Below are 12811 nucleotides of genomic sequence, written 5' to 3' on the forward strand. Positions count from 1 at the left end.
CCGTGCGATGTGAGGCCGTTCGATGAAGCAATCAAAGTTCATGTCCCTGGTCGAATCCCTCGTCAACATCGCCGTCGGGTTCGGTATCTCGGTTGCGGCGCAGGCCTTCTTCCTGCCGCTCCTGGGCGTGCACATCAGCCTGCACGCCAATCTTTCCTTCGCGCTGATCATGACCGTGATCTCGATCGCGCGGCAATTCGTGATGCGGCGCATCTTCGAGGCGCTGCATATCCGCCGTCCGCTGTCGCCGTTCATGCAGGCGGTCATCGCCGAACGCTTCCGGCAGATCGAGGTCGAGGGCTGGTCCGCGGATCATGACGCGAAGTACCCGGCCGGCGTCCTGGCGAAGGCGGGCGCGTCCTACGCCATCCATGCCGGCGATACGAAGGGTGAGCACTTGCCTGTCTATTGGCCGTGGGACTGGGAGTGGTGGAAGCCGCAGGGCTTTCGTCGCGACATGGTGCGCGGCACGGCGCTGATGATCGCAGAGGGCGAGAAATTCGACAACGAACGGAAACGGGGAAAGTAGCATGCCACACGTCGATATGCAGAAGATTGAAGCCTCGCTCGCACGAGCAACTGAGCTCCTGCGACCGCTTTCGAACGAAAACACGAGCATGGGGGCGCAGGCGCGCATGTCGATGGTCGTCGATACTGCGTTTGCTCGGCTGATGGCGGAAGAGATCAACCGCGGCACGTCTGTCGAGTTTGTCTCCGACGCGCTCGCGGCGGTCTGCGCCAGCATGATCAGCTCGATGGCACTGAGCGTGCTCGGCGATGATGTGGACCGGGGGGGGCAGGTATCCATGTGTAACGCCCAGCTTTTCAAGATCGCCCGCTGCCTCATGCTCCAGTTCAAGGGCGAGACGCAGGAGGTCTATCACGGCTCGGTCGATCTGGAAGACGGCGGGCACGCATGAAGCCGCAAAAACAACTCCTCCGCCACAACCCGCCCACCGCCTACGGCGACTGCCTCCGCACGGCGATTGCGATCGTGCTGGACATGGATGCGGCCGATGTCCCGCACTTCATGGACGGCGCCGTCTCAGGCGATGACGGCGCCGCCGCCGCGGAAGCCTTTCTGAACGCCCGCGGCATGACCGCGATCAACATCGTCTGCGACGGCTCGCGGCCCTTGCAGGCCGTGCTGGATTCGATCGCGGGGACGAACCTGCGGGAGATGCCGATCTTCCTGGTTACGGGGACGAGCCGCAACGGCTGCGCCCATGTCGTCGTCGCCTGCAACGGCGACATCGTCTGCGATCCCAGCCAGGACGACAGCGGTATCATCGGGCCCTGCGAGGACGGCTATTACTGGCTGACCTTCTTCGGTGCGCTCCAGGCGACCAACGGCAAGGCCAAGGAAGCGCGCGATGCCAAGACCGCGCGCGAGCGGCTGGAGGCTGCGGCGATGCTGCTTTGTGGCGATCTCTGGCGCCTCGGGCTCGATCGCGGTTCGTTCTACATCACGCAAGAGGACGGCGAGCTGCACGTCTACGCCAAGGATGCGCGCCCGGAGGTGATGCCGGCGTGCGCCTATCCGGTCGAGTGGCATGTGGCGGCGGTCGACGTGAAGGCTGTCGAGACGACGGAGGTCGCGGCATGAGCGCGGACAAGTTCCTCTACTTCGGCTGCTACCAAGAGGCCGGTCATTACCTCTTCGAATCCATCGAGGGTCACCTGCGTAAAGTTCACAACCGGCCGGAGTTCAACTTCGACGGATTGCTTTGTCCGCGCGATCCCAAACCCTACGTGGCCGCGCTGACCCGCCTCGGGGGGCTTGGCTATTCCGCCCTTGCGTTCTGGGACTACAGTGTCGACAGCCGCGGCGGATCGAACAGCATCTTTTTCGCGCCCTCGCTGGTGTGCAGCGGCGAGACGATCGCGAAAGGCGCTGAGCGGTTCTTTCCCGAGGTGTGGCGGCGCCTGCCAGAGTTTCATTTCCATGCGTCTGCCAGCGCGCCAGCCGAACAGCTCTACGTTCCTGGGCAATGGCGCTGCCCAAAGTGCAGCTTCACGCTGAACCAATTCAATCTCAACGCCTCCGATGGCTCCGTGACCACGCGCGATGAGGCCGGGGACAAATGCCCCAACTGCAACTCTCCACTATGGCGCATGACTTGGCGTCAGGACGCCATGGAGATGGCCGAGCGGCTCGCCAATGAGGTGCAGCTGCGCCGGGCTGCGGAGGAGCGGGTCAAGGTCCTCGAAGCGGAGAGGGGCGCCGCGTGAACAGCGAGAGCGTCCAGGTCGTCAAGCAGGTTGCCCTCGATGTCGAAGGGGACACGGTCATCGTGGAGATGATCTGCTCCTCCGAGCTCGGCGCGTCCGTGCTGCTTGACGATCTGACCGAGCGGCTGAAGACCGGCAAGCCCGTGACGATCACGCTGACGGCGGGGCAGGTGATTGAAGGGGGCGAGCAGGCATGACCGATCTCCGCACCCTCTCCGGCGAACCGCCGCTCGGCATCGGCGGCCTTGCCTTCCGCGACGACCAGGGCGAGTTCTTCGAGCACGACAATCCGCGCTACCGTTCGCCGGCAACGCGCATCGGCGTGCTGGCCTTGCAGGGCGGGACGTGGCTCGCCCATCCACCCGGTTTCCGGATCGATGGCAAGCAGCATGCGAGCCGCGAGGCGGCGCTTCGCTCGGCGATCGCGGCGATGGTGGGCAAGGCCCGCAAGAACGTGCGGGTGAAGGAAGGCGAGGGGACGAGCTGGAGCGAAGGCTATGCGGGGCGCGTGATCGACTGGGCACTGTCGCTGAAGCCTGCCGGGGCGCCCGCGAGCGCGCCGCAAGCGCTCGATCAGAAAACCTATGCCGAGATCGACGCCGGCGCGACGATCTCGGATCCGGTGGTCGCCTCCCTAGTCGAGGCCCACGGCCTGCGCCGGCAATTCCCGGCCGCCCACCTGTTCTCGATGACGACCGAGGTTGATGACGGCCGCATCGTCTCGGTCGCGACCTGCAAATGCGGCCACGGCTTGCGCTTCGGCTCCAACGACTACGTCCGGATGAATGCCGCGATCGAAGCGCACTGGCGCCGCTTCCCGGATGGTCCGATGGTCGACGGCCGGGGCGATCCGATCAAGCCTGGCGATGCTTCGCGCATCGCGGGCAGCAAGCCGCGTAAGCGGAAAAAGAGTTCTGACGGGCGGGCGGACGAGGCTGTGGCCCGTGAGCCTGTCGCTGCTGTGGAAGGGGCCGAACCTAGGCGTAGTCCCGCACCACGGCGCGACGATGTGCAAACCGGGGTGGGAAGCGAGCGGCCCAGCCCGTCAGAAGCCGATACCAACATCGCAGACCAGGCCCCCACCCAAACTCCGGTTCTGCGATCAGAGCCCGCGTCCTCGCCCCCAAATCAGGACGCGGGCTCACCCCTTCAACCGAGCGATGAATACCTCGCCGGTATCGTCGCAAAGCGCCAGCGCGAGGCTGCGCCAATTGGCGCAGGCAGCGAAAACGTCGTTACGTCACCTGGTGACGTAAGCGCCGAATGGTCGGAGCTGTTGCAGGCAGCCGCCTCGCTCGCGTGGGATGACAACTCGCCCGCAGCGCCGCTGCATTCCTATGACCAGTTCCTCCACGACAAGGTCGTGACGGCGCCGCTGCGCGGCATCGAGGTCGACCGCGAAGCCTTGCACGATTATCTCAAACCGCACTGCAAGGACCTGGTCGTCTGGGCCCTGCGGCTCGGCTGCGCGGCGATCTTCGCGTCCTTCGGCCTGCACAAGACCGCGATGCAGCTCGAATGGTGCCGGCAGCTCCAGCGCCGCAATGGCGGGGCCACCTTGAACGTGCTGCCGCTTGGCGTGCGTCACGGTTTCATCAAGGAGGCCTCGCTGCTCGGCATGGAGGTCCGCTTCATCCGCACCAATGAGGAATACCACCTCGCGCGCGCGGAGAGCGTCGCTCACTTCCTGACCAACTATGAGAGCATCCGCGACAGCAAGCTTGACCCGAACCTGTTCTCCGCATGCTCGCTCGATGAGGCGAGCGTGCTGCGCTCCTACGGCTCGAAGACGTTCCAGGAGTTCCTACCGCTGTTCGGCAAGGTCGCCTTCAAGCTGGTTGCTACCGCAACGCCCTCGCCGAACCGCTATAAGGAGCTGATCCACTATTCCGGTTTCCTGGGGGTAATGGACACGGGCCTTGCGCTGACGCGCTTCTTCCAGCGCAACAGCGAGAAGGCCGGCGACCTCACGCTCTACCCCCACAAGGAAGACGAATTCTGGATGTGGGTGCATTCCTGGGCGGCCTTCCTGCAAAAGCCGTCCGAGCTCGGCTACAGCGATGAGGGCTACGAGCTGCCGCCGCTGACGATCCGCTGGCACGAGGTGCCGGCCGATCACAGCCAGGCGGAGCCGGAGCGCGACGGCCAAACCGTGCTGTTCCGCAAGGGCGCCTCGTCCTTGCAGGATGCCGCCCGCGCGCGCCGCGACAGCCTGCCTTCCCGCATCGCCAAGATGCAGGACCTGCTCGCGCAGGATCCGGAAAGCCATCGCATCCTCTGGCACGACCTCGAGGCCGAGCGCGAGGCGATCGAGGCGGCCGTGCCCGGTGTCGTTGCGATTACCGGCAGCGGCATGGAATTGGAGGAGCGCGAACAGCACCTGCACGATTTCGAGGAAGGGCGGACCAAGTATTTCGCGACGAAACCGATCCTGTCCGGCTCCGGCTCAAACTTCCAGTACCACTGCCACAAGGCGATCTATGTCGGCCTGCCCGGCGACGGCTACAAGTTCAACGACTGGATTCAGTCGATCTATCGCCTGCAGCGCTTCGGCCAGCAGCATCCGGTCGAGATCGACATCATCTACAGCGAGGACATGCGCGCCGGCCGGGCGGCGCTGGAGGAGAAGTGGGCGCTGGACACGGCCATGCGCAAGCGCATGAGCGAGATCATCGCCGCCCACGGGCTCAACACGCTGCCGCTTCGCGATAAGCTTTTGCGCACGATGACGATCGCGCGGCACGAAGAGAGAGGCGAGAATTTCACGGCGATCAACAATGATGCCGTGCTGGAGTGCCGCACCTGGCCGGAGGCCTCCGTCGACCTGATCGTGACCTCGATCCCATTCTCCAACCACTACGAATATTCGGCGTCCTATCGCGACTTCGGCCATACCGACGACAACGCGCATTTCTGGGCCCAGATGGACTTCCTCACCTGCGAGCTGCACCGCATGCTCCAGCCTGGGCGGCTCGCCTGCATCCACGTCAAGGACCGCATCCTGTTCGGCAGCGTCACGGGGCAGGGCGTTCCGACGGTCTCGCCATTCCACGCGGAGGCGATCGGCCACTACCGCGCGCACCACTTCCAGTACCTCGGCATGATCACGGTCGTGACCGACGTCGTCCGGGAGAACAACCAGACCTATCGGCTGGGCTGGAGCGAGAACGCCAAAGACAGCACAAAGATGGGCGTCGGCTCGCCGGAATACGTGCTGCTGTTCCGCAAGCCCCAGAGCGACCGGACGCGCTCCTATGCCGATGTCCCGGTCGAGAAGAGCAAGGACGATTACACCCGCGCGCGCTGGCAGATCGATGCGCACGGCTTCTGGCGCTCCTCCGGCGATCGGCTGCTGACCCCGGAAGAGTTCGCCGCTCTCGATGCCGCCGATCACGCCAAGCTGTTCTCCAAGATCAGCACGGAACGGGTCTATGACTATGAGGCCCATGTCGCGATCGGCGAGCGTCTGGAGGCGCAGGGCGCGCTGCCGGCAACCTTCATGGCGATCGCGCCTGGCTCGCACGATCCGGAGGTCTGGAGCGACGTCAACCGGATGCGCACGCTCAACATGATGCAGCAGAGGAAGGGCGCTGAGATGCACCTGTGCCCGCTGCAATTCGATATCGTCGACCGCCTGATCGAGCGCTATTCCAACGAAGGCGAGCTGGTGTTCGATCCCTTTGGCGGGCTGATGACCGTGCCCTACCGCGCCCTGATGAAGAAACGTCGGGGTGCGGCGACGGAGCTGTCGACGACCTACTTCGCCGATGGCGTGAAGTACCTGCGGCAGGCCGAAGAGAAGATGGCCGTGCCGGCGTTGTTCGATCTGGCGGCGTTTGATGCTGCCAATTCCCCCCCCCCCAGCGATGTGCAAGTGACGGAGGCTGAAGCGTGAGCGCGGAATTCGAGCATCTCAAATCCGTTGTCCATCGGCGTGGCCCGTTGACGGCGGCGGACTATCGCGAAGCGATCTCAGACCTTGCGCGCGCGATGGTGCAGGAACAGGTCAAGCACATCTGCTGCTCGGTCTGTGAAGACACGGGGCATACCGCTGAGCAGTGCGAGCACAATCCTCTGGTCCTGGCGCGGAAGTGGTCGCAGGCGACAAGAGTTTGGTGCTGCTACCACTGCGGCTTCGTCGCGACCAACGATGAAGAGGCGCGGGACCATTTCGGCTTTAATGAGCAGGTCAAGGCAAAGTGCCTGAGGAAAGGCGCGAGCGCATGACCAACATCATCATCAAGGCAATCTCACTCTGGCAGCCCTGGGCCTCGCTGTGGGTGTCACCTAACAAGCTTCACGAAACGCGGCATTGGTCGACGCCGTATCGCGGCCAGTTGCTTGTCCATGCCGCCAAAAAGATCGTGTTCGATCTCGACGAAGAGCTTGCCGACATTGTCGTCAGCGAGTTCGGCGGCCATTGGGGGATGGACCTGCCCACGGGCGCCATCGTCGGGGTCGTCGATCTAACGGACGTCATCCCCACCGAAAAGCTCTACATGAAAGGCTTCATGGATGACGCCGACATGGCATGCGGCGATTTCTCTGCTGGTAGGTTCGGCTGGCGCCGCGGCAGCTATCGCAGGTTCCGCGAGCCAATCCCGTACAGAGGGCATCAGCGCATCTTCAATGTGCAGCGCTCCGTTGTTGCGGCCGTGATAGAGTCAGCGGAGCTGCGACATTGACCCCGCTCCCGACCGCGATCGATCTGATGCCGCAGGACCGGCCTGCGTCGGGCCAAGGCCACCGCCTTGATCCTGACTTCGTGATCGCTGTCGCGCTCTCAACCGTGCCCTACCGCTGGTCGGGGCGGCTTCTGAGCGAAGATTCCTTGCCGGTCCGCGCCGTACTGATCGCGCTGAAGGAGGCGGGCTACCGCATCGTGCCTGCCGAGTGACCTAGCGTTTGTTCCGTTGCGTCCCTGCGTCCCCCGACATCTGTAAACCTGGAGAAGCGCCATGGACGAGCAAGCCTCGACGTCGACCTCTGGCGATGCCCGCGCCGCTGCATCGACCCAATTCGCCAAGGATCAGCTCAAATCCATCATCGAGCGCATCGAGCGTTGCGAGGAGGAAAAGAAGGCGATCTCCGACGACATCGCCGAGATCTATTCCGAGGCCAAGGGCAACGGCTACGACGTCAAGGCGCTGCGCACCATCGTGCGGATGCGCAAGCAGGATCCGAACGAGCGGGCAGAAGCCGAGACGATCCTTGAGACGTACATGCAGGCGCTGGGGATGCTGTGATGGGCGAAGCCGTCCGCGCCTACCTGCCCTGGCTGCTCTCCGCCATCACGATCTGGATGACGCTGCTCGCCGGCAATAAGCACCCGCATGCATGGGCCATCGGCCTTGGCAACCAGGGGCTCTGGTTGGTCTGGATCATCGCATCGCAGGCGTGGGGTCTGCTGCCGATGAATATCGCCCTTTGGTTTGTCTACGCGCGCAACCATTGGAAGTGGAGCCGGGTGGGATGAAGCATCGTTGGGGCCCCAAGACCACATTCGAGCACAAGACCGAACGCCAGTGCGAGCGTTGCGGCATGATCAAGGTGTCGCGCTCCGAGCACGAAGGCGGGCGTGATCGCTACTGGACGGAATTCTACGCCGCTGGTGGCTTCGATCGGATCGAGGGTGAAGGCACACCGGCCTGTGAGCCCGCGGAGCAGGCGGCATGACCACGCGCAAGCTGATCGTTGACCTCTTTGCACGCTACCGCCTCCCGCTGTCAGATGAGAAGGCCTTGCAGGCCGCGATCGAGCAGGTGCTGACGATGGAGCTCGTGCCGTTCGCCCGCGAAGTCCGCCTCGACGACAAGGACATCGTCGACTTCATGGCCGGGGAGGGCGCGACCCTGCAGCCGCTGGCGCCGGCCTGCGCCATCGAGGTCAAGATCGGCGGCTCGCGCCGGGCGATCTATCGCCAGATCGAGCGGTACTGCGCCCATCTGCAGGTCGCGGAGATCGTGCTGGCGACCAATGTGCCGATGAGCTTGCCGTTCGATGTGAACGGCAAGCCGACGGCGATTGCGCATCTGGGGCGGAGCTGGCTGTGAACATGCATTCTCCGTCCGATGATCTCCTTGCCGCGGCTGCCGGCCTTGCCTGGCGCGAAAACGAGGCTGAGACGCGCACCTATGGCAAGCTCGCTCTCGTGGCGGAGGCCGGGCGCTGGGTGATCACCGAACTCGAGCCGCAGGTCGCCATCCGCGCCAAGCGCATCTTCCCACGGCTTTCGGCAACGCAGGTCGGCTCGTACACTTTCGTCGACAGCGACGAGACCCGCTCCGAGCTCGAATGGTTCCTTGAGCGCTATCCGCTGGTCGTGGCGCCCGCCGATCGCTTGCGGCTCGCTGAGGGGCGCATCCGCTTTGAGCGTATCCGTTCCGAGATCGACGACGTCCTGATGCCCACCTGGAAGCCGTCAGGGGCCCCAGTGCGGCTCAAGGAGGGCGTGGTGTTGCGCCCGAACCAGGCTCGGGCGGTCGAGGTCGCAAAGCGCACGGGGCGCCTTCTGGTCGCCGACGACGTCGGGCTCGGCAAGACGCTGGCCGCGCTCGCCGCCTGCATGGATGAAGCATTCCTGCCGATTGCCGTGATCTGCGAGGCGCACGTTGCGAACCAATGGTTCGACGATTTCGTGATGAAGTTCACGACGCTCTCGGCCCACATCATCGCCGGAACCTCGCCTTACGTGCTGCCGAACCGCGACGTCTACATCTTCAAATATTCCAACGCGCACGGCTGGGTGAATGTCGCCGAGACGGGCCGCTTCCGCTCCGTGATCTTCGATGAGGTGCAGAACCTGCGCCACGGCCGCGGCACGCAAAAAGGGCAGGCGGCTTCCGTCTTCGCCCAGAATGCGGGCCGCCGCATCGGGCTGTCGGCAACGCCGATCTTCGGCTATGGCGGGGAGATCTTCAACATCCTCGACATCATCGAACCCGGCATCCTCGGCACCCGCGAGGAGTTCATCCGCGAATGGTGCAAGTTCAATGATGAGAGCAAGCTGATCATCGACGATCCGGTCGCGCTCGGCAGCCATTTGCGCGACCTCAACATCATGATCCGCGAGGTGGGCGGCGGGCCGCCGCCGAACCGGATCGTTGTCGATGTGCCTTACGATGAGGAAGCGGCAGCCGCGGACGAGCAGTTGGCGCGATCGCTGGCGCTGAAGGTTCTCTCCGGCTCCTTCACCGAGCGCGGGCAGGCGGCGCGCGAGCTCGACATGATGGCGCGGCACACGACCGGCGTTGCCAAAGCCCGCCACGTTGCCGCCTACGTCAAGATCCTGCTCGATGCAAAAACCCCGATCATCCTGGGCGGTTGGCATCGCGACGTCTATGACATCTGGCTCAAGGAGCTCGCGGCCTACAACCCGCTGCTCTACACGGGCAGTGAGAGCCCGGCAGCCAAGGACCGCGTCAAGCGCGCCTTCATGGCCGGCGAGACCGACTGCATCATCATGTCCTTGCGCTCCGGCGCCGGCCTCGACGGCTTGCAGCATCGCTGCGCAACCGTCGTTCACGGCGAGCTCGACTGGTCGCGCGAGGTGCACAAGCAGCTGGCCGGCCGCCTTCGCCCGCACGCCCGCACTGATCCGATCACGGAAATCTTCATCGTCGCCGACGGCGGGTCCGACCCGCTGATCGCAAGCGTGCAGGGCCTGAAGGCCTCGCAGGCCCGCGGCATCATCGATCCGAAGGCAGGCCTTGAGCAGGTTCACACAGATGAATCCCGCATCAAGGCGCTCGCCAAAATGTACCTGGAGAAGGGGCAATGAAGACAGCGCAAGGCGTCCTCTGGACGTCAACCGATATCCGCAAGGCCGCCGCCATCTGGCAGCGGGACTTCGCCGATCACCACGGCGACGGCGATGGTCCCTGGGGCGCGCAAGGCGAGGTCTTTGCCAAGATCGCCCGGGCGACGCGCAAGACCGTCGACAGTGTCGCAGCCCGGTTCAACCGCCACGGACCGTCCTTCTCGGCTGGCGCACGCGGCGGCCCGTCGGAGCAGGCCTATGCCGAGCTTGAACGCCGCAGCGCCGCCAAGGATCGGCGTGACCTGACGGCCAGCGTCCTGGGCGACCCGCCGCCAGGTTATTCGGCGCTCGACAAGCGGCGAGGCGGTCATGGTCCACGTCTATGAGGCCGAAAACGCCATCTGGCACCTGGGGGACGACATGAGCGATCAATCGAGCAGCACCATCCTGGTGCTACCGGAGGGCCAGAAGCTCCACCACGTCTTCGGCGATCCCATCAGCGTGCCGCCTTCGCTCGAGCTCGATCGCTACCAGCAGACCGAGCGCACCTGCTCGGTCTGCGGCGTCATCAAGGTGACGGTGCATGCGCCGGACGGCCGCGCCTGGCGCGAGTGGCGGCAGTCGGCCTCATCTGCGCAGCTGCGGCTCCGCGACGACCTGCCGTGCGTTCCCAAGATCGGCGGGGCGCCATGAGCGCAGGCCTTCGCACCATCGCATCCTCTCACGCGCCGCCGATGTCGTCGCGCCTTCGTGCCCGGAACCATGCCGGTCATGCCCGTTGTTTGACTTTTCCACAGGTGACCCTTTGAGCATCAAGGCTATGAATTGGGCGATGGAGCAGGCGACCGGCGATCCCCGCGCCCAGTGTCTGCTTTACGTCATCGCCGACTGCGCCAACGAGGAGGGCGTGGCATGGCCCGGAGCCGACTGGATGGCGGCCAAAAGCCAGCAGTCGCGTGCGACGGTCTACCGCCGCCTCGATCTCTTGCAGGCGTCCGGCCTCCTGGTGATGTTCCCGCGCTGGATCGACGATGCCGGCAAAATCTGGAGCGCGGCAGCACCCGGCCGGCGTCGGACGTCACCTGAAATCCGGCTGCAATTTGGCGTTTTCATCAAGCAGGTCGCCCCTTCGGAAGATCAGGAAAGCGACGATGAGCCGGCCGCACCCCTGTCTCAGGCTGAGACTGGGGTGTCGCAACGTGGCGACGGGGCTGTCTCTGCGGAGCGACAGGGGTCGTCTCACTGCAGCGACAATAACCATCATCTTAACCGTGAAGAAGATTCTCCCCCCAGCCCCCCTCCGGGGGGTGGGTCGGACCTTGAAGGTTGGAAGGAATTCGAAAGCGACTGGGGCGAGCCGATCCTGCGCCAGTCGATCGCGCAGCAGGTCTGGGCAGCGCTGTCGGCCGACGAACGCTCGCTGGCGAGGCGGGCAGCGCAAGGCTATGCGGTTCACCTGCGGTCACAGCGAAGGCCTCCTGCCCGGCTCGGGGCGCACCTGTTCCTGAAGGAACGGGATGCGTGGGAGGGCTTTGCGAAGCTTGCGCCTGATGCCGCCGCCGCAGCGCGGCCAGCGAGTTACGATCCTGCCAGCCCCGAGGGGAGGGCGATCACGGCGTTGTACGCGATTGCCCGCGGTCGCCCGCCGGAAAGTCGTGGGCGGATCGTCTATCCGCGCGAGGTCACGGCGCAGCTGCTGGCGCTCGATGACCCCGCCAAGAGCCCGCGGGGGATCTGGATCGAAGACCGCGAGCAGATCGGCGCGTGGTCCAAATTCATCGCAACCCATGTGCCCGGCAATCGCACCTCACTGATCGACAGCAAGGGCATGGGATTGGAGCAGCGGCGCGGCATCTACGCGCCGCATCCATGGCCTCCGACGCAAAAGGGCGAGTGGCCGCCGCCCAAGCGGCTGATGACCGATCAGGACTACCAGGACTTGAAATCGTGAACGGCGAAGGAGAGGGCAGGATGTTGATGAAAACCGTGAGTAAGGAAGAAGCTGCAGCGCGCCGGGCCTATGCGGAGCAGCGGGAGGCGGAACGCAGGGCCGAGCGGGAGAGCCCGGGGCCGAAATGGTACATCGTCCAGTGCATCCGGGGGTCTGATCAGCAGGCACTCGATGCCTTCGCCCGCTTCAAGATCGAAACCTACTATCCGAAGATCGTCCAGCTGAAGCCGCTGCCGCGCAAGCGCATGTCGGCTTCGCAGCGCGCCTCCGGCATGGTGGTGATGGCCCCGCAGGAGACGGCGCTGTTCCCCCGCTACGTCTTCACGCGGTTCGATCTGCGCCAGCCTGGCTGGCACGATGCTTTCGAGTTTGCCGGCGTCGGCGGGCTTATGTGCCGCGACCGCATGCCGGTCTTCATGCCGGAGGACAAGATCGCCGCCATCAGGGCGCGGGAGAACAACGGCGTGATCCCGGGCAAGGAGAGCTTGCGCGTGCTCTTCGACATCAACGACAAGGTCATGGTGACCGACGGACCGTTCGCGTCCTTCCCCGGGACTGTGGAAGAGGGCCTCGACGTTGCGATCGAGGACCTTGAACCGACGATGCGAATCAAAGTAGCAGTGAACATCTTCGGACGCGCGACGCCAGTTGAGTTGGAATATTGGCAGGTCGCGCATCAAGGCAAGTAGCAGCCACCCTGCCAGCCACCCCGGGAGCCACCCTAACGGCCACCCAAAGTGCGAAGCTTGCGCAATTTAAGCCCCGCCATCGTGCGGGGCTTTGTCGTTTATAGGACGCTTCGTTGGCTCGCGAAGTATCCTCCTCTGCTTGGGAAGGTGAGAACCGGCGAACGCCGTCCGTGCATGAAA

The 12811-nt window shown here is 64.6% G+C and carries 18 protein-coding genes; all 18 read left to right on the forward strand.

What is annotated here, in order from left to right; all coding sequences use genetic code 11:
- The first annotated feature begins 22 nt into the window (after positions 1–22).
- Positions 23–529, forward strand: a complete 507-nt coding sequence (locus ACKWRH_RS21440; protein WP_445222221.1) for a DUF7220 family protein — start codon at positions 23–25, stop codon at positions 527–529.
- A gap of 1 nt (position 530) precedes the next feature.
- A complete protein-coding gene (locus ACKWRH_RS21445; protein WP_445222222.1) occupies positions 531–920 on the forward strand; it encodes a hypothetical protein in 390 nt (129 codons plus the stop codon).
- Positions 917–1606, forward strand: a complete 690-nt coding sequence (locus ACKWRH_RS21450) for a hypothetical protein (RefSeq protein WP_445222223.1) — start codon at positions 917–919, stop codon at positions 1604–1606. Before ACKWRH_RS21445 ends, ACKWRH_RS21450 begins: the two co-directional genes overlap by 4 nt.
- Positions 1603–2232, forward strand: coding sequence for a hypothetical protein (locus ACKWRH_RS21455; protein ID WP_445222224.1), 630 nt, complete (start codon positions 1603–1605; stop codon positions 2230–2232). Before ACKWRH_RS21450 ends, ACKWRH_RS21455 begins: the two co-directional genes overlap by 4 nt.
- On the forward strand, positions 2229–2429 hold the full coding sequence (locus ACKWRH_RS21460) for a hypothetical protein (RefSeq protein WP_445222225.1): 201 nt from the start codon (positions 2229–2231) through the stop codon (positions 2427–2429). Before ACKWRH_RS21455 ends, ACKWRH_RS21460 begins: the two co-directional genes overlap by 4 nt.
- Positions 2426–6127 carry a DNA methyltransferase gene (locus ACKWRH_RS21465; protein WP_445222226.1) on the forward strand — a complete coding sequence of 1234 codons (3702 nt, stop codon included), beginning with the start codon at positions 2426–2428 and terminating at the stop codon, positions 6125–6127. Before ACKWRH_RS21460 ends, ACKWRH_RS21465 begins: the two co-directional genes overlap by 4 nt.
- Positions 6124–6459, forward strand: a complete 336-nt coding sequence (locus ACKWRH_RS21470; protein WP_445222227.1) for a hypothetical protein — start codon at positions 6124–6126, stop codon at positions 6457–6459. Before ACKWRH_RS21465 ends, ACKWRH_RS21470 begins: the two co-directional genes overlap by 4 nt.
- Positions 6456–6917 (forward strand): ASCH domain-containing protein, encoded by a 462-nt coding sequence (locus ACKWRH_RS21475; protein WP_445222228.1) that lies wholly within the window; start codon positions 6456–6458, stop codon positions 6915–6917. The genes ACKWRH_RS21470 and ACKWRH_RS21475 overlap by 4 nt, the downstream gene beginning before the upstream one ends.
- Positions 6914–7129: a hypothetical protein gene (locus tag ACKWRH_RS21480; RefSeq protein WP_445222229.1), complete on the forward strand. Its 216-nt coding sequence runs from the start codon at positions 6914–6916 to the stop codon at positions 7127–7129. Before ACKWRH_RS21475 ends, ACKWRH_RS21480 begins: the two co-directional genes overlap by 4 nt.
- 61 nt (positions 7130–7190) lie before the next feature.
- Positions 7191–7478: a DUF2312 domain-containing protein gene (locus ACKWRH_RS21485; RefSeq protein ID WP_445222230.1), complete on the forward strand. Its 288-nt coding sequence runs from the start codon at positions 7191–7193 to the stop codon at positions 7476–7478.
- Positions 7478–7708, forward strand: coding sequence for a hypothetical protein (locus tag ACKWRH_RS21490; protein ID WP_445222231.1), 231 nt, complete (start codon positions 7478–7480; stop codon positions 7706–7708). Before ACKWRH_RS21485 ends, ACKWRH_RS21490 begins: the two co-directional genes overlap by 1 nt.
- Positions 7705–7908, forward strand: coding sequence for a hypothetical protein (locus ACKWRH_RS21495; protein ID WP_445222232.1), 204 nt, complete (start codon positions 7705–7707; stop codon positions 7906–7908). The genes ACKWRH_RS21490 and ACKWRH_RS21495 overlap by 4 nt, the downstream gene beginning before the upstream one ends.
- Positions 7905–8285 carry a hypothetical protein gene (locus ACKWRH_RS21500; protein ID WP_445222233.1) on the forward strand — a complete coding sequence of 127 codons (381 nt, stop codon included), beginning with the start codon at positions 7905–7907 and terminating at the stop codon, positions 8283–8285. Before ACKWRH_RS21495 ends, ACKWRH_RS21500 begins: the two co-directional genes overlap by 4 nt.
- 2 nt (positions 8286–8287) lie before the next feature.
- Positions 8288–10012, forward strand: coding sequence for an SNF2-related protein (locus ACKWRH_RS21505; protein ID WP_445222451.1), 1725 nt, complete (start codon positions 8288–8290; stop codon positions 10010–10012).
- Positions 10009–10377 carry a hypothetical protein gene (locus tag ACKWRH_RS21510; protein WP_445222234.1) on the forward strand — a complete coding sequence of 123 codons (369 nt, stop codon included), beginning with the start codon at positions 10009–10011 and terminating at the stop codon, positions 10375–10377. Before ACKWRH_RS21505 ends, ACKWRH_RS21510 begins: the two co-directional genes overlap by 4 nt.
- Entirely contained in the window at positions 10361–10684 is a 324-nt protein-coding gene (locus ACKWRH_RS21515) for a hypothetical protein (RefSeq protein WP_445222235.1), read from the forward strand. The genes ACKWRH_RS21510 and ACKWRH_RS21515 overlap by 17 nt, the downstream gene beginning before the upstream one ends.
- A gap of 139 nt (positions 10685–10823) precedes the next feature.
- The gene (locus tag ACKWRH_RS21520) at positions 10824–11942 is read left to right on the forward strand and encodes a hypothetical protein (RefSeq protein ID WP_445222236.1); all 1119 of its coding nucleotides are present in this window, start codon (positions 10824–10826) and stop codon (positions 11940–11942) included.
- On the forward strand, positions 11885–12631 hold the full coding sequence (gene nusG / locus ACKWRH_RS21525; protein ID WP_445222237.1) for a transcription termination/antitermination protein NusG: 747 nt from the start codon (positions 11885–11887) through the stop codon (positions 12629–12631). The genes ACKWRH_RS21520 and nusG overlap by 58 nt, the downstream gene beginning before the upstream one ends.
- Positions 12632–12811: the final 180 nt, after the last annotated feature.

This window comes from Bradyrhizobium sp. Pa8 (genome assembly GCF_052588265.1).

Bases quoted from the DNA above. Each gene is read 5' to 3' on its own strand.
- ACKWRH_RS21475 (WP_445222228.1), top strand. From the start codon at position 6,456: ATGACCAACATCATCATCAAGGCAATCTCACTCTGGCAGCCCTGGGCC.
- ACKWRH_RS21505 (WP_445222451.1), top strand. From the start codon at position 8,288: ATGCATTCTCCGTCCGATGATCTCCTTGCCGCGGCTGCCGGCCTTGCC.
- ACKWRH_RS21445 (WP_445222222.1), top strand. From the start codon at position 531: ATGCCACACGTCGATATGCAGAAGATTGAAGCCTCGCTCGCACGAGCA.
- ACKWRH_RS21455 (WP_445222224.1), top strand. From the start codon at position 1,603: ATGAGCGCGGACAAGTTCCTCTACTTCGGCTGCTACCAAGAGGCCGGT.
- ACKWRH_RS21485 (WP_445222230.1), top strand. From the start codon at position 7,191: ATGGACGAGCAAGCCTCGACGTCGACCTCTGGCGATGCCCGCGCCGCT.
- ACKWRH_RS21465 (WP_445222226.1), top strand. From the start codon at position 2,426: ATGACCGATCTCCGCACCCTCTCCGGCGAACCGCCGCTCGGCATCGGC.
- ACKWRH_RS21495 (WP_445222232.1), top strand. From the start codon at position 7,705: ATGAAGCATCGTTGGGGCCCCAAGACCACATTCGAGCACAAGACCGAA.
- ACKWRH_RS21520 (WP_445222236.1), top strand. From the start codon at position 10,824: ATGGAGCAGGCGACCGGCGATCCCCGCGCCCAGTGTCTGCTTTACGTC.
- ACKWRH_RS21510 (WP_445222234.1), top strand. From the start codon at position 10,009: ATGAAGACAGCGCAAGGCGTCCTCTGGACGTCAACCGATATCCGCAAG.
- ACKWRH_RS21450 (WP_445222223.1), top strand. From the start codon at position 917: ATGAAGCCGCAAAAACAACTCCTCCGCCACAACCCGCCCACCGCCTAC.
- ACKWRH_RS21440 (WP_445222221.1), top strand. From the start codon at position 23: ATGAAGCAATCAAAGTTCATGTCCCTGGTCGAATCCCTCGTCAACATC.
- ACKWRH_RS21515 (WP_445222235.1), top strand. From the start codon at position 10,361: ATGGTCCACGTCTATGAGGCCGAAAACGCCATCTGGCACCTGGGGGAC.
- ACKWRH_RS21500 (WP_445222233.1), top strand. From the start codon at position 7,905: ATGACCACGCGCAAGCTGATCGTTGACCTCTTTGCACGCTACCGCCTC.
- ACKWRH_RS21490 (WP_445222231.1), top strand. From the start codon at position 7,478: ATGGGCGAAGCCGTCCGCGCCTACCTGCCCTGGCTGCTCTCCGCCATC.